This window comes from Streptomyces sp. NC-S4 (assembly GCF_054353315.1).
Genome location: NZ_CM135937.1, coordinates 6,296,693 through 6,311,586, shown reverse-complemented (window position 1 = coordinate 6,311,586; position 14,894 = coordinate 6,296,693). Strand labels below are relative to the sequence as shown.

The following is a 14,894-nucleotide window of genomic DNA, read 5'->3' as shown; positions in this document are numbered from 1 at the left end:
GTGGGGTGTCCGCGTCACCGCGAACACCCCACCTGAACAGCTCACTCACGCCCGACAGGGCGTCATGATCAGCTGCAGCCGCTCGTCGAGCCGCAGCCCTCGCAGATGTAGCAGGAGCCGGCGCGCTGCATCTTCGTACCGCAGGAGAAGCAGAGCGGGGCGTCGGCGGAGACGCCGAGCTGCATCTCGACCAGTTCGGCGTTGCTGTGCGCCGTCTTCGGGGCCGGGACGGGAACGGCCGCGACCGGCTTGGGGGCCGACGGCACCGCGGCCAGCGGGGTCGCCTGCATCAGGGACTCGGTGTCCAGCTCGTCCTCGAGCGGCTCGTAGGAGCCGGTGTCCAGGTGCCGCTGACGCTCCTCGGCGGTGTGGATGCCGAGGGCCGAGCGGGTCTCGAAGGGCAGGAAGTCCAGCGCCAGGCGGCGGAAGATGTAGTCGACGATCGACTGCGCCATCCGCACGTCCGGGTCGTCCGTCATGCCGGCCGGCTCGAAGCGCATGTTCGTGAACTTCGAGACGTAGGTCTCCAGCGGAACGCCGTACTGCAGACCGACCGAGACGGCGATCGAGAAGGCGTCCATCATGCCCGCGAGGGTCGAGCCCTGCTTGGACATCTTCAGGAAGACCTCGCCCAGGCCGTCGTCCGGGTAGGAGTTCGCCGTCATGTAGCCTTCGGCGCCACCGACCGTGAAGGAGGTGGTGATGCCCGGGCGGCCCTTGGGGAGGCGCTTGCGGACGGGACGGTACTCGATGACCTTCTCGACGGCGGCGCGGATGGTCTCCTCCGTCTTGACGGTGACCTCCTCCTTCTCCTCCTCCTTCTTCTTGGCGGAGAGGGGCTGGCCGACCTTGCAGTTGTCGCGGTAGATCGCGAGCGCCTTGACGCCCATCTTCCACGCCTCGAAGTAGATCTCCTCGATCTCCTCGACGGTCGCCGTCTCCGGCATGTTGACCGTCTTCGAGATCGCGCCGGAGATCCACGGCTGGATCGCGGCCATCATGCGGACGTGGCCCATCGCGGAGATGGCGCGCTCGCCCATGGCGCAGTCGAAGACCTCGTAGTGCTCGGTCTTCAGGCCCGGGGCGTCGACGACCACGCCGTGCTCGGCGATGTGGGTGACGATCGCCTCGATCTGCTCCTCCTGGTAACCCAGGCGGCGCAGGGCCTGCGGAACGGTGCCGTTGACGATCTGCATCGAGCCGCCGCCGACGAGCTTCTTGAACTTGACCAGGGCCAGGTCCGGCTCGACACCGGTGGTGTCGCAGGACATCGCGAGACCGATGGTGCCGGTCGGCGCGAGGACGGAGGCCTGGGAGTTGCGGAAGCCGTTCTTCTCGCCGAGGCGCAGCACGTCCTGCCAGGCCTCGGTGGCCGCGGCCCAGATGCTGTTGTCCAGGTCGTCGGTGCGCGGCGCGACGGCGTTGGCGTCGGCGTGCTGCTTCATGACGCGCTTGTGCGACTCGGCGTTGCGGGCGTAGCCGTCGTACGGGCCGACGATGGCGGCCAGCTCGGCGGACCGCTTGTACGCGGTACCGGTCATCAGCGAGGTGATCGACGCGGCGAGGGTGCGGCCGCCGTCGGAGTCGTACGCGTGGCCGGTGGCCATCAGCAGGGCGCCGAGGTTGGCGTAGCCGATGCCCAGCTGGCGGAAGGCGCGGGTGTTGTCGCCGATCTTCTGCGTCGGGAAGTCCGCGAAGCAGATCGAGATGTCCATCGCGGTGATGACGAGCTCGACGACCTTGGCGAAGCGCTCGGCGTCGAAGGACTGGTTGCCCTTGCCGTCGTCGTTCAGGAACTTCATCAGGTTGAGCGAGGCGAGGTTGCAGGACGTGTTGTCCAGGTGCATGTACTCGCTGCACGGGTTGGACGCGGTGATGCGACCGGACTCGGGGCAGGTGTGCCAGTTGTTGATCACACCGTCGTACTGGATGCCCGGGTCGGCACAGGCCCACGCGGCCTCGGCGAGCTTGCGGAAGAGCGCCTTGGCGTCGACCTTCTCGATGACCTCGCCGGTCATACGGGCACGCAGGCCGAACTCGGTGCCGTTCTCGACGGCCGTCATGAACTCGTCGTTCACGCGGACGGAGTTGTTGGCGTTCTGGTACTGGACGGACGTGATGTCGTCGCCGCCCAGGTCCATGTCGAAGCCCGCGTCGCGCAGGGCGCGGATCTTCTCCTCCTCCTTCACCTTCGTCTCGATGAAGGCCTCGACGTCCGGGTGGTCCACGTCCAGGACGACCATCTTGGCCGCGCGGCGGGTGGCGCCGCCCGACTTGATCGTTCCGGCGGACGCGTCGGCGCCGCGCATGAAGGAGACCGGGCCGGAGGCGTTGCCGCCGGAGGAGAGGAGCTCCTTGGAGGAGCGGATGCGGGAGAGGTTCAGGCCGGCGCCGGAGCCGCCCTTGAAGATCATGCCCTCTTCCTTGTACCAGTCGAGGATCGACTCCATGGAGTCGTCGACGGCCAGGATGAAGCAGGCGGAGACCTGCTGCGGCTGGGGCGTACCGACGTTGAACCACACCGGGGAGTTGAAGCTGAAGATCTGGTGCAGGAGGGCGTAGGTCAGCTCGTGCTCGAAGATCTCCGCGTCGGCGGGCGACGAGAAGTAGTCGAAGTCCTCGCCGGCCTTCGTGTACGTCTTCACGATCCGGTCGATCAGCTGCTTCAGACCGGTCTCGCGCTGCGGGGTACCGACCGCACCACGGAAGTACTTGCTGGTGACGATGTTGACCGCGTTCACCGACCAGAAGTCGGGGAACTCGACACCACGCTGCTCGAAGTTGACCGAGCCGTCGCGCCAGTTGGTCATGACGACGTCACGGCGCTCCCAGCTCACCTCGTCGTAGGGGTGCACGCCCGGAGTGGTGTGGATGCGCTCGATACGCAGGCCGCCCTTGGCAGCCTTGGTCCCCTTGGCGCGGGAACCACGTGCCGAGCCGCTCGCCGTCTCTGTCATGCCGCTTCCTCCCATATGCGGGCAAAAACGCCCTAAAGTGCCATCGCTATTCCGCGGCACAGTGCTGTGTCGTGTATCTACGTCTCTTCGCCTGGCCGACCGGCCGCGTCACGACGCGTGAGCGCCGCGGTGCGGATGGTCCGGTCAGTCGGCGGCGGAGGCGGGCACGGGGACCTGGGCGGTCCCACCGAGCTCGCACTCTTCGGGATGAGACCGCGACACGCGGAGTTCCGCGATGGCGGTCTCGAAGTCTTCAAGGGTGTCGAAAGCTTTGTAAACGGAAGCGAAGCGCAGGTACGCGACCAGGTCGAGTTCCTGCAACGGGCCGAGTATGGCCAGACCCACGTCGTGGGTGGTCAGCTCGGCACTCCCGGTGGCGCGCAGCGCTTCCTCGACCCGCTGGCCGAGCTTGGCGAGGGCGTCCTCGGTGACCGGCCGCCCCTGGCACGCCTTGCGCACGCCAGAGATGACCTTGGTGCGGCTGAAGGGTTCGGTCACCCCGCTGCGCTTGATCACCATCAGCGAGGCCGTCTCCACCGTCGTGAAACGACGGGAGCAGTCGGGGCACTGACGGCGCCTGCGGATCGACGTGCCGTCGTCCGTGGTGCGGCTGTCGACAACGCGGCTGTCGGGGTGCCTGCAGAAGGGGCAGTGCATGGTTCCCTCACCCTCCCTTTTGGCACGACCGAATCACCCCACGGAGCCCCTCGACGACGGAGCTGGACTCCGTCGGGGGCTCGTGAAGCAGCCACCAGCATATGCGATGCCGGAGCCCCCGGAAGACCCGAGGACCACAACCTCTGGGTGGCAGCGCTCATCCAACCACTAGATCTTGGGTTGTGGCGGATTTGCGCGCCTTCGCGTGTCGCGGCGTCCGATGGGCGGACACGAGGCCTTGCGGTGCCAGACTGGGCGCGGTCCCGAAAGGCGGCGATCCGACCGGGAAGGGTACCGTAGGCGGCGAATGCCGAGCCGAACCCGCGTTCGGCGAACCGATCGTCCATACACCCCTTGATATGTCCACGCAGGACGATCTGCGATTTTTCACTCGAACGTGTGTTTGGCGCAACCTTTCGAAAGCTACTACCGTTGTCCAGCTAGGGAGAACATTTCGAGAGGGGCCGACGTGACCACCACCGCAGACAGTGCCGCCATTACCGCCCAGAACCGCTCCCAGAGCCGACTCGAGCCGGTGCATGCCATGAACGACGCAAACCTGAACCCGGAGGCGGAGCCCGCAGTACGCCCCGCACGGTCGCTGCCAGGTCGACCTCCAGGCATCCGCGCCGACAGCTCCGGGCTCACAGACCGGCAGCGGAGGGTCATCGAGGTCATTCGCGACTCCGTGCAGCGGCGGGGCTACCCGCCGTCGATGCGGGAGATCGGCCAGGCGGTCGGCCTCTCGAGCACCTCGTCGGTCGCACACCAGCTGATGGCCCTGGAGCGCAAGGGCTTCCTGCGTCGTGACCCGCACCGTCCCCGGGCCTACGAGGTCCGCGGCTCCGACCAGCCCAGCTCGCAGCCCACGGACACCACCGGCAAGCCCGCCGCCTCCTACGTTCCCCTGGTCGGCCGGATCGCGGCCGGCGGTCCGATCCTCGCCGAGGAGTCGGTGGAGGACGTCTTCCCGCTCCCGCGCCAGCTGGTCGGCGATGGTGAGCTCTTCGTCCTCAAGGTCGTCGGCGACTCGATGATCGAGGCCGCCATCTGCGACGGAGACTGGGTCACGGTCCGTCGCCAGCCGGTCGCGGAGAACGGCGACATCGTCGCCGCGATGCTCGACGGCGAGGCCACCGTCAAGCGCTTCAAGCGCGAGGACGGCCACGTCTGGCTCCTCCCGCACAACGCCGCCTACCAGCCGATTCCCGGCGACGAGGCGACGATCCTCGGCAAGGTTGTCGCGGTACTGCGTCGGGTCTGACCCCGCCGCCCCCATTCAGCCCCCGGGACCCACTGCGCCGGTTCCGGGGGTTGCTCCGTTCTCCACGGCAAAGCCACCACCGCTCTAGCGGAGAATCACTTGCCGTCAGCCTGGGCGGCAGCGTCGATCGCGGCGAGCGAGCGGCGGGCCTGGTTGCGGTCCGTGGTGTACCAGAAGTCCGGCAGCGTGGCCCGCAGGAAGCTCCCGTACCGGGCCGTCGCCAGCCGCGGGTCCAGGACCGCGACGACACCCCGGTCGCCCGAGGCCCGTACGAGACGGCCCGCGCCCTGCGCCATCAGCAGCGCGGCATGTGTGGCCGCGACGGCCATGAAGCCGTTGCCCCCGTGTTCCTCGACCGACTTCTGGCGGGCGCTCATCAGCGGGTCGTCGGGACGCGGGAAGGGGATCCGGTCCATGACCACGAGCTGGCAGCTGGGACCCGGCACGTCCACGCCCTGCCACAGCGACAGCGTCCCGAACAGGCAGGTCTTCGGGTCGGCGGCGAAGGACTTGATCAGCTCGCCGAGGGTTTCCTCGCCCTGGAGCAGGATCGGGTTGTCGAGCCGGCCGCGCAGCTCTTCGGCGGCCGCCTTGGCACCACGCATGGACGAGAAGAGACCGAGGGTGCGGCCGCCGGCCGCCTCGATCAGCTCGGCGAGCTCGTCCATCATGTCGCCGCGGGTCCCCTCGCGGCCCGGCGTGGCCAGGTGCTTGGCGACGTAGAGGATGCCCTGCTTGGGGTAGTCGAAAGGCGAGCCGACGTCGAGGCCGCGCCAGACGGGCACGTCGTCGCCCTCGACCCCCTCGGGGGACAGGCCCAGGGAGGCCGCGACCCCGTTGAAGTCGCCGCCCAGCTTGAGGGTGGCGGAGGTCAGGACCACGGAGCGGTCCTCGAACAGCTTCTCGCGCAGCAGACCGGACACCGACAGGGGCGCGACCCGGAGGGTGGCGCCGAAGCGGTCGTGGCGCTCGTACCAGACGACGTCGTACTCGGAGCCGTTGGTGATCCGCTCCGCCACCCCGTGGATGCTCTCCACCGCGGCCAGCGCCTGCTTGCGCACCGCGTCCTCGTCGTGGACGGACTTGTCCCGGGTCGCGCCGATCGCCGAGATCACATTGCGCGAGGCGTCCCGCAGCGACATCAGCGCGTAGCCGAGGTCCTCGGGGATCTGCTCCAGCCGACCGGGGAGCGCCAGCTCCATGACGCGCTCGAAGGTCTCCGAGGCGGTCTGCAGGGAGTCGGCGATCTTCTCGTCGACCAGCTTGGAGGCACGCTTCACGGCCCGGTTGACCTGACCCGGGGTGAGCTCGCCGGTGGCGACCCCGGTCACCCGGGAGACCAGCTCGTGGGCCTCGTCCACGATCAGCACCTCGTGCTGCGGCAGCACGGGGGCGCCCTCGATGGCGTCGATGGCGAGCAGTGCGTGGTTGGTGACGACCACGTCCGCGAGCTTGGCCCGCTCACGCGCGGCCTCCGCGAAGCACTCGGCGCCGTACGCGCACTTCGTCGCGCCCAGGCACTCGCGGGAGGAGACGGAGATCTGGGACCAGGCCTTGTCCGAAACACCCGGGGTCAGATCGTCGCGGTCGCCGGTCTCGGTCTCGTCGGCCCAGTCGCGCATGCGCAGCAGGTCCTGGCCGAGCTTGCTGGTGGGCGCGGCCGCCTCGAACTGGTCGAAGAGCCCGTCCTCCTCGTCCTGCGGAGCGCCCTCGTGCAGGCGGTGCAGACACAGGTAGTTGGACCGGCCCTTGAGCATGGCGAACTGGGGGCGGCGGCGCAGCTGCGGATGCAGTGCCTCCACCGTCCGGGGCAGATCGCGCTCGACGAGCTGCCGCTGGAGCGCGAGGGTCGCCGTGGCGACGACCACGCGCTCGCCGTGCGCGAGGGCCGGCACCAGGTAGCCGAGGGACTTACCGGTGCCGGTACCGGCCTGGATCAGCCGGTGGGAGTTGTCGTCGATCGCTTCGGCGACGGCTTCGGCCATGGCCACCTGGCCGGGCCGCTCCGTGCCGCCGACGGCGGAGACGGCGGCGTGCAGCAGGTCGGGGAGGGAGGGCTTCGTCATAGCACTGCCAACCCTACGGGGCCGCACCGACAGCGGGCGCACCGGCGAGGAATCATGGCCGGTACAAGGGGTTGGGGACGGTGCCGTGCTGTACGGCGTGCGGGCGGTCGGGGCGGTCCCGGTAGCCGTCTTCGTAGAGCCGGTTCCGGTTGAGGCAGAGCCGTCCGATGCGCTCGCCGAGCAGGTCGAAGAGCTCGTAGCGGTCCTTGAGCTCCGGGAAGCGGGCCTGGTGGCGCAGGATCTCCGCCCGTACGAGGGACCAGAACTCGCCCTCCGGGACGCCGAGGCCGTCCTCGCACAGGGCCGAGAGGTAGCGGAAGACGCCGACGAACAGGCCGGAGTGGATGAACTGGGGCAGGAAGTCGGCGGGCTCGGTCAGCAGGACCGCCCGGACCTCGCCGGGCAGGGACGCGAGCTCGGGCAGCGGTTCGTCGGTGATGTTGACGTCGTCCACGAAGTCCTTGACGGCGAGCCGGACGGGGACGTCCCGCTCGTCGAAGATCACGATGGCGTTCTCGCCGTGCGGGGAGAAGACGGTGCCGTAGCGGTAGAGGAAGCGCAGCAGCGGGGGCAGGAGGGCGGCGAAGAGGTGCTGCAGCCAGACGGTGGGGGTCAGCCCGGACCGGGCGACGAGCTCGGCGGTGAAGGACCGGCCCCGGGGGTCGGTGTGGAGGAGGGAGGCGAGCGTGCGGGCTCGCTCGCCGGGTGCCAGCAGGCCGGTCAAGGGCTCGCGCCAGATGGCGCCGAGGAGCTCCTTGTACTGGTACGGGACCTCGGGGAGCGCGTCGTAGACGGGGTGACGGACGGTGACGGAGGCGACCTCGCCGAGCAGGACGACCCGGCACTCGTCGCGGAGGAAGGGGTCGCCGTCGCGGAGCGAGTGGATCCAGGCGGTGACGGCGGGGGCCGCGAGCGCGAGGTCGCAGGGCAGTCCGCGCCAGACCATGGTGTTGAAGACGGAGAGCGGGAGTTTGACGCTGTGCCGGTCGGGCCGGCTGAGGTTGAGGAAGGTGCGGACGGACTGCTGCGGGAGGCGCACGTCGGGATCGGCGGGGAGCGGTACCAGGGCGCCGGAGGCGAGCGCCGGGGCGAAGAGGGGGAGGACGACCTCGTCCCACTGCCAGGGATGGACCGGCAGGTAGAGGTAGTGGAGCGGGTCGAGGCCGCGGTCGCGCAGCGACCGGTCGAAGGCGGCCCGGGTGACGGGGTCGAGCTCGGCGGCGTAGAGGCGGGCGGGGTCCTCCAGGCTGGCGGTTCCGCGGTAGGCGGCGAGCGAGGTGTGGGCGGCGAGCCAGGGCAGCCGCTGGCGGGTGCGGGCCTCGGGGGCCCAGGCCGCGGCGTCGGAGGCGGAGAGTCCGATGCGGCCCTTGTTGGGGACGAGCCAGGGATGGCCGGTCTGATGGCCTTCGAGGGTGGCGTAGTCCAGGTCGGCGAGGACGTCGGCGGTGAGTGCGGTGTGGTCGAGCCGGGCGTCGGCGGTGAGGGTGGCACTGAGCTCGCGGACGAGGTGACCGAGGGTGGGGCCGTCGAGCCCGAGGAGGGTGCGGGCCCGGACGAGGAAGGCGTACGGGTCCCCGAACGCGGTCGGGCTCCCGAGGTCGCCCGGGGTCAGCGTGATCGTGTCCGGGGTGACGTGCCAGCTGCCGTACGAACGGCGGCGGGCGCGGAAGCCGAGGCTGCTGCCGTCGTCGAGGGTCAGGGTCCAGGCGTCCCCGGCGGCGGCCGGCGCGGGGACCGGATGGATGATCTCCTCGTAGGCGAACTCGGCGAGCATCTTGGCGAGCAGTCGGCGACCGGCGAAGTCCCAGGTCGCGGAGTTGAGTTCGGGCGGTGTGCAGGGGTGCTGGGGGGACGGTGGCATGGCGGGTTCGGCCGCGTCGGGGGCTGCGGGGAAGTTCGGCACGTGACTCCTCGGAGGTCGGGAACTTTGCTTCGCTACGCAGAGTTATCGAAGGGAGAGGTGCAAAGCTGCCGACGACGGTCGGGGTTTGCGGGGCGGCACTCAGAGGAGATTGCGCAGCACCCGCTCCCGGATCATCAGGGCGGCCCGCTTCTCGGGAAGGTCGATTTCCGCGGAGCAGCGGAAGCCGGAGTTCAGGAAGGCTGATACGGAGGGGGTGTTGCGGATGTCCGGTTCCGCGACGACGCGTGTGCAGCGGGGGCGGTTGCCGAGGACCAGGTCGGCGACGGCACGCAGCAGAGCTGTTCCCAGCCCGCGGCCGCGGTTCGCGCCGTCTCCGATGAGCAGGTGGATACCGGTGTCGTGGGGGCGCGCCGGGTAGTGCCCGGAGAGCGGGTCGAGGTCGGCCCGGTAGATCTCCCAGTAGCTCATCGGCGTGCCGTCGAGGAGGCCCAGGCACGGGATGCTGCGGCCGTCGCCGTCGAGCTGGGCCCGCAGGTGCGTGGCGGTGATCGCGGCGGGGCCCGCGAGCTCCCAGTAGGCGGCCACCTCGGGGTCGTTCATCCAGCCGGTGAGCAGCTCCAGGTCCCGGCCGGGCCGCACGGGTTCGAGGCGGAAGACTCCGGCGGGTGTGGTGACGCTGCCCCAGATGGCGGGGGAATCGAGCAGGTCGGCCTCGGCGAGCAGGGGCAGCAGTTCCGCATTGAGGCGTTGTGCGCGCCTTCCGTCGGCGACTTCGACGACGCCGGTGGCGGTGCGGGCGTCGTGGGCGGATCGGGCGGCCGGGGCCGGGGCTGTGGTGTCGGTGGAGGGCATCGGGGCTCTTCTCCGCGTCGGCGCCGACGCGTCAATCGTGAAGGGGGTTGGTGATGGTGACGTAGACGGACTGGGTGTCGACGGGGCCGACCAGCTCGTCGAGACCGCCCAGGCGGGTGAGCAGGTTCGCCTTGCACCGCAGGGTGGGCGAGTCGAGCAGCCGGGCGGGGAGCGGGCCGAGACCCGCGGCCTTGGCGAGGAAGCGGCGGAAGGCGGCGAGCAGGACCCGTTCGTCCGCGAGCCGCTGGGATCCGAAGGCGCCGATGAGGCCGAGCACGTTGTTGATGCCGAGGTAGTAGGCGAAGCGTTCGTCGGTGACGGCGTCGGAGACGAAGGTGTCGCTGGCGCTTCCGATGCCGGGGAGCCGGTGCTCCAGTTCCGCGCGGCGGGATTCGCGGAAGTAGTAGCCCTGGTTGTCGCGGTAGCGGCCACCGATCGGCCAGCCGGCCGGGTCGAGGAGCACCAGGGTGTTCTGCTGGTGCGCTTCGAGGGCGATGCCGGCGAGCGCATCGAAGGCGAGGACCGGCAGCACCACGTGGTCGAGGTAGCGCAGGAACCACTCGGCGGCGACGGCGGACGTGGTGTGGCCCGTGGCGGTGGCGAGGCCGGTGACGAGTTCGGCGAGGCGGGAGCTCATGGTGGTCCGGCCGGGCCACGGGCGGGGAGCGGTGAGTGCGGCGATGCAGACGGGGTCGTCGCCCGCACGGAAGGGGTTGTGGCGCAGCAGGGCGTCGAGTCCGGGCACGGGGGTTCCGTCCGGGGCGTCCACGGCGACCCAGGCGGGGTCGCGGACGATGTCGAAGGCGGGGTGGGAGGCCTGCCACTGCTCGGCGAGGCCGGTGCGGAGCAGCCGGTGCACCTCGACGCCGCGGTGGAGTTCCTTGCGGAGGTTCTCGCGGCGGGAGTTGGTGATGCGCAGGCCCAGGGAGAGCTTGAGCATCGCGGGGGCGCCCGGGCGGTGGACGGTGCGGACGGAGGAGGTGGGGTACCAGGGCTCGCCGTGGGGGCCCAGGTCGTGCAGGAGTCCCGCGTCGCGGAGGGCGGTGACGGCGGGGCGCTGGAGCAGGTCGCGGGCCTGCCAGGGGTGCAGGGGAAGGGGGGTGGTGCCGCCCGGCAGCGGGAGTCCGGGGGCGAGTCTGCCGAGGAGCTGTGGGGCGGAGACGGGGCGGCCGCTCTCGGTCCATGCCGACTCGGTCGCGAGAGCAGCGGGTTCGACCGCGAACCAGTGCAGGGGGAAGGAGCCGTGGAGTTCGGGTGAGTAGCGGCGTACCTCGGCCTCGGAGAGTCCTTCGCGGCTCTTCGGGTCGGGCTGGAGGGGGTGACCGAGGAGGAGTGCCTGTTCGGCGGTGAGGAACCGGTCCCCGCCGACGGGGGCGGGGGCGGTGGGGCGTTCCCGCCGGTCGGCGATGAACTCGGCGGTGCGGCGCACCGAGTCGGCGACCCGGCCGACGAGGTCGGCGGCGCCCCGGCCGCCGCTCGTGCCCTCGCGGGCGACGAGCGCGGCGATGGTGACGGCGTCGAGGGAGGGCGCGGACGCGGTCGTGCCTTCGAGCCGGACCGCACCGAATCGGTGCCAGCCGGTGTGGGACCAGTGGCGGACGGGGACGAGCAGGGCGGTACCGGAGGCGGGAAGGGGGATGCGCAGCGGGGTTCCGGCGGGGCCGTCGGGGCGGCCGACGCCGGATTCGCGGACCCAGCAGCGGAGCAGGTTCTCCACCGCCGCGGACTCGGCGGCAACGGCCGGGTCGGGGTGGTTGAGGAGGTCGGGCAGTGTGGTCGGCTCCAGCCGGAGAGGGCTCGTCCATCCGGTGCGGGGCCGGGGTGTGCCGTCCTTCTGCCGCGGCACCGTGGCCGTGGCCCCGGCGCCTGCGCCGGCGCCGGTTCCCGTACCGGTCCCGGTCCCGGTGGCAGCCGCGGCCGCCGGGGAGGGCGGCTCGGCCGGTGCTTCCGGCGCGCCCGCCGATCCCGGCTGCGGGTGCTCGGCCGTGGCCCCGTCGGCGTGGGGTGGCGCGTCGGCCGGGGACGGGGTCGGTGCGTCCTCGGTGGGTACGGGCCGGGCCGACGGGCTGACCGCGAGCTCCGGACCCCGGGCTTCGGGCGCGTCGGGCCGGGGCGTCGGGGACGGCGGCCCGGCGGACTCACGTACCGGCGTCGCGGTGCCGGACGCCGGGGACGGCCGGCCCGGGGCGTCGGTCTCCTCGTGGCCCGGGAGCGGCTGCGGCTGGGCGTGGACCGGTCCCGTCGGTGGGGCGGGCCGGTCGGCGGACAGCGGCTGGGTCTGCGTGATCGGGGTGGATTGGTGCGGGTCGGGCATCGCGGGTCCTCGGGGTGCGGGTCAGTGGGTCCGGCGGGCGGCGGCCGGGATGGCGTCGGCCAGGCGGTCGAGGACCGCCGCGGCCTGCTCGTCGGTCAGGGTCAGCGGGGGAAGGAGGCGCACCACGGCGCCGTGGCGGCCGCCGAGTTCGACGATCAGGCCGCGGTCCAGGCACTCCTGGCGGACGGCGGCGGCGAGGGACGGCGCGGCGGCCCCGGTGTCGGGGTCGACGAGTTCGACGCCGATCATCAGGCCCCGGCCCCGTACCTCTCCGATGCAGGGATGGCCGCAGGCCAGGCCGTGCAGGGCCGCCAGCATCCGTTGCCCCAGGGCGGCGGCGCGCTCGGCGAGCCGGTTCTCGCGGACGAAGGCGAGCGTGGCGGTACCGGCGGCCATGGCGAGCTGGTTGCCGCGGAAGGTGCCCGCGTGCGCGCCGGGAGCCCAGACGTCCAGTCCGGCCCGGTACACGATCACCGCGAGCGGCAGGCTGCCGCCGATCGCCTTGGAGAGGACCATGACGTCGGGCACCACCCCGGCGTGGTCGACCCCCCAGAAGGCACCGGTCCGGCCCACGCCCGTCTGCACCTCGTCGGCGATCAGCGGGATCCCCCGCGCCGCGGTGATCTCCCGCATCCGGCGCAGCCAGCCGTCCGGGGCGGGGATCACCCCGCCCTCGCCCTGCACGGGCTCGACGATCATGCCGGCGGGGGCGGGCACGCCGCCCTTCGGGTCGTCCAGCAGGTTCTCCGTCCAGCGTGCGGAGAGCTCGGCGCCTTCGGGGCCGCCGACGCCGAACGGGCAGCGGAGGTCCTGCGGGTACGGCAGCCGGGTCACCCGTACCCCGGGGGCGCCGCCCGAGGCGTCCAGGGCCCCGGCGGTCATGCCGTGGTAGGCCCCGGTGAAGGCGAGCAGCCCGGGACGTCCGGTCGCGGTGCGCACCAGTTTGAGGGCGGCCTCCACGGCGTCCGTACCGGCCGGACCGCAGAACTGGATGCGCGCGTCGGCGGCCAGCCCGGGCGGCAGGTTCGCGAACAGCTCGGTGGTGAAGGCGTCCTTGACCGGGGTCGCGAGGTCCAGCACGTGCAGCGGAGCCCCCGAGTCGAGGACGCCCCGGATGGCTTCGAGCACCACCGGGTGGTTATGTCCGAGGGCGAGCGAGCCCGCGCCGGAGAGGCAGTCGAGGTAACGCCGTCCGTCGGCGCCCTCGATGGTGAGGCCGCGGGCCCGCACCGGGACGATGGGCAGCGAGCGCGCGTACGTCCGGGCGGCGGACTCCCGCTGCGCCTGCCTGCCCAGGATCCCTTCCGGAGCGACGGAGCCCTCGGGCCCACCGCCCGCGCCCCGGTCGTCCGGACCACCCGGGCCGCCTGGGCCGCCCGTGCCCTCCGGATCCGGTCCCCGGCCTACCTGCGACGGCACTTGGGGCGGGATCCCTGTCGCGGCCGCCGCCGCGGCCGGCTCGGTGACAGCCACGAGTGTCGGTCCTCCCGCACTGATTGCTCTTCCGGATTGCGTCTCGAACATGAACGCTGCTCCCCCATCCCCCGTACGTACCAACGACGGTGACGGCAAGGGATCACGGGTTGACTCAAGATCCTTGTGCCGCACGGGAAGAGCGCCAGGAACCGCGGCCCCGGCCTGTGTCGTCCTCGGCGACAGCGGCATAGTGGGGGGCTGCACTCCACTCCTCGAACTCCCAGGGGGACGAACGACATGCGACCCAACCGACCGGTCACCGCGATTCTGTGCGCGGCCACGCTCGCGCTGACCGCGGCTGCCTGCGGCCCAGGCGAGGGGGAGGCCGGCGGCGACGCCAAGCCGACCGTGGCCGCGAGCCTGCCGGGCCAGGACGGGATCAAGATCCCTGACCAGCTCAAGGACAAGCTCAAGGAACACGGGATAGACCTGGAGAAGTGGAAGGGGGGTGAGTGGAAGAACTGGAAGAAGGAGGACTGGCTCCGCGAGGCGGGCGACTACATCAACCCGGTCATCGAGGGCCTGTGGGACCCGGACCGCATGCGTGACGCCGAGCAGCCGCAGCGTCCGGCCGTCGACCCCGACGCGGGCAAGGACCAGGGCGTCACCGACCCGACCCCGGCACCGGTGGCGGCCAAGCAGGCCGCCCCGCCCTACCACACGAGCGTTCCGTCCTCCGGCAAGGTGTTCTTCGACGGCCCCGAGGGCTCGATGGTCTGCTCGGCGACCGTGGTCAAGGACCCGGCGCACCCCGGCAAGTCGAACATGGTCTGGACCGCGGGTCACTGCGTCCACGCGGGCAAGGCCGGCGGCTGGTACCGCAACATCGCCTTCGTCCCGTCCTACAACAACGGCGGCAAGCCGGCGGCTCAGCTCAAGGGCGCGCCCCGCGAGACGGTGGCCCCGTTCGGCGTGTGGTGGAGCGACTGGGCGCAGACCTCCGACCAGTGGATCGCCAGCGGCGGTCCGACCGGCGGCGCGGGTGCCCCGTACGACTTCGCGGTACTGCACGTGGCGCCCGAGAAGGGCAGCACCAAGTCCCTGGAGGAGACGGTCGGTTCGGCGCTCCCGGTGGAGTTCAACGCGCAGGCCGTGCCGAAGGTCGCGAGCATCACGGCGACGGGCTACCCGGCTGCGGCTCCGTTCGACGGCCAGCGCGCCTTCCAGTGCACGGACCGGCCGGGCCGGCTGTCCCTGAACGCGAACGACCCGGTGATGTACCGCATCGGCTGCACGATGACCGGCGGCTCCTCCGGTGGCGGCTGGGTCTCGGCGGGCTCGGACGGCAAGCCGGCGCTGGTGTCGAACACCTCGATCGGCCCGGCCAAGGCGGGCTGGCTGGCCGGACCCCGGCTGGGCCCGGAGGCGAAGGGCATCTTCGACGCCGTCAGCCGCAAGTTCAAGTAGTCCGGTCGTCCGAGCGGGTCCGGGCAGCCCCGGACCC

The 14,894-nt window shown here is 71.5% G+C and carries 9 protein-coding genes; 2 read left to right on the top strand and 7 right to left on the bottom strand.

Going from position 1 to position 14,894, the window contains the following annotated elements; genetic code table 11:
- Window positions 1–68: 68 nt before the first annotated feature.
- Window positions 69–2,957, bottom strand: coding sequence for a vitamin B12-dependent ribonucleotide reductase (locus ACXNSR_RS28535; RefSeq protein ID WP_458638226.1), 2,889 nt, complete (start codon window positions 2,955–2,957; stop codon window positions 69–71).
- Window positions 2,958–3,101: 144 nt separating this feature from the next.
- Entirely contained in the window at window positions 3,102–3,614 is a 513-nt protein-coding gene (nrdR, locus tag ACXNSR_RS28530; RefSeq protein ID WP_030008840.1) for a transcriptional regulator NrdR, read from the bottom strand.
- A gap of 469 nt (window positions 3,615–4,083) precedes the next feature.
- On the opposite strand from nrdR, the gene lexA reads away from it, so the two are divergent.
- Window positions 4,084–4,878, top strand: coding sequence for a transcriptional repressor LexA (gene lexA, locus ACXNSR_RS28525; protein ID WP_458638225.1), 795 nt, complete (start codon window positions 4,084–4,086; stop codon window positions 4,876–4,878).
- Between the two features lie 95 nt (window positions 4,879–4,973).
- Here the strand turns inward: lexA and ACXNSR_RS28520 are convergent, their stop codons facing one another.
- The 5 genes from ACXNSR_RS28520 to ACXNSR_RS28500 all read right to left on the bottom strand — a co-directional run bounded on the left by ACXNSR_RS28520 (window position 4,974) and on the right by ACXNSR_RS28500 (window position 13,498).
- On the bottom strand, window positions 4,974–6,944 hold the full coding sequence (locus ACXNSR_RS28520) for an ATP-dependent DNA helicase (RefSeq protein WP_458638224.1): 1,971 nt from the start codon (window positions 6,942–6,944) through the stop codon (window positions 4,974–4,976).
- A gap of 52 nt (window positions 6,945–6,996) precedes the next feature.
- Entirely contained in the window at window positions 6,997–8,847 is a 1,851-nt protein-coding gene (locus tag ACXNSR_RS28515) for an IucA/IucC family protein (protein WP_458638223.1), read from the bottom strand.
- 99 nt (window positions 8,848–8,946) lie between these two features.
- Window positions 8,947–9,660 carry a GNAT family N-acetyltransferase gene (locus ACXNSR_RS28510; RefSeq protein ID WP_458638222.1) on the bottom strand — a complete coding sequence of 238 codons (714 nt, stop codon included), beginning with the start codon at window positions 9,658–9,660 and terminating at the stop codon, window positions 8,947–8,949.
- Window positions 9,661–9,691: 31 nt separating this feature from the next.
- Complete coding sequence (locus ACXNSR_RS28505) at window positions 9,692–11,974, bottom strand: IucA/IucC family protein (protein WP_458638221.1); 2,283 nt, start codon at window positions 11,972–11,974, stop codon at window positions 9,692–9,694.
- 21 nt (window positions 11,975–11,995) lie between these two features.
- Window positions 11,996–13,498: a diaminobutyrate--2-oxoglutarate transaminase family protein gene (locus ACXNSR_RS28500; protein WP_458638220.1), complete on the bottom strand. Its 1,503-nt coding sequence runs from the start codon at window positions 13,496–13,498 to the stop codon at window positions 11,996–11,998.
- 189 nt (window positions 13,499–13,687) lie between these two features.
- Between ACXNSR_RS28500 and ACXNSR_RS28495 the strand changes: the two genes are divergently transcribed.
- On the top strand, window positions 13,688–14,857 hold the full coding sequence (locus ACXNSR_RS28495; RefSeq protein WP_458638219.1) for a trypsin-like serine peptidase: 1,170 nt from the start codon (window positions 13,688–13,690) through the stop codon (window positions 14,855–14,857).
- Window positions 14,858–14,894 lie beyond the last annotated feature (37 nt).

Bases quoted from the DNA above. Each gene is read 5' to 3' on its own strand.
- ACXNSR_RS28535 (WP_458638226.1), bottom strand. From the start codon at position 2,957: ATGACAGAGACGGCGAGCGGCTCGGCACGTGGTTCCCGCGCCAAGGGG.
- nrdR (WP_030008840.1), bottom strand. From the start codon at position 3,614: ATGCACTGCCCCTTCTGCAGGCACCCCGACAGCCGCGTTGTCGACAGC.
- ACXNSR_RS28520 (WP_458638224.1), bottom strand. From the start codon at position 6,944: ATGACGAAGCCCTCCCTCCCCGACCTGCTGCACGCCGCCGTCTCCGCC.
- ACXNSR_RS28510 (WP_458638222.1), bottom strand. From the start codon at position 9,660: ATGCCCTCCACCGACACCACAGCCCCGGCCCCGGCCGCCCGATCCGCC.
- ACXNSR_RS28505 (WP_458638221.1), bottom strand. From the start codon at position 11,974: ATGCCCGACCCGCACCAATCCACCCCGATCACGCAGACCCAGCCGCTG.
- ACXNSR_RS28500 (WP_458638220.1), bottom strand. From the start codon at position 13,498: ATGTTCGAGACGCAATCCGGAAGAGCAATCAGTGCGGGAGGACCGACA.
- ACXNSR_RS28495 (WP_458638219.1), top strand. From the start codon at position 13,688: ATGCGACCCAACCGACCGGTCACCGCGATTCTGTGCGCGGCCACGCTC.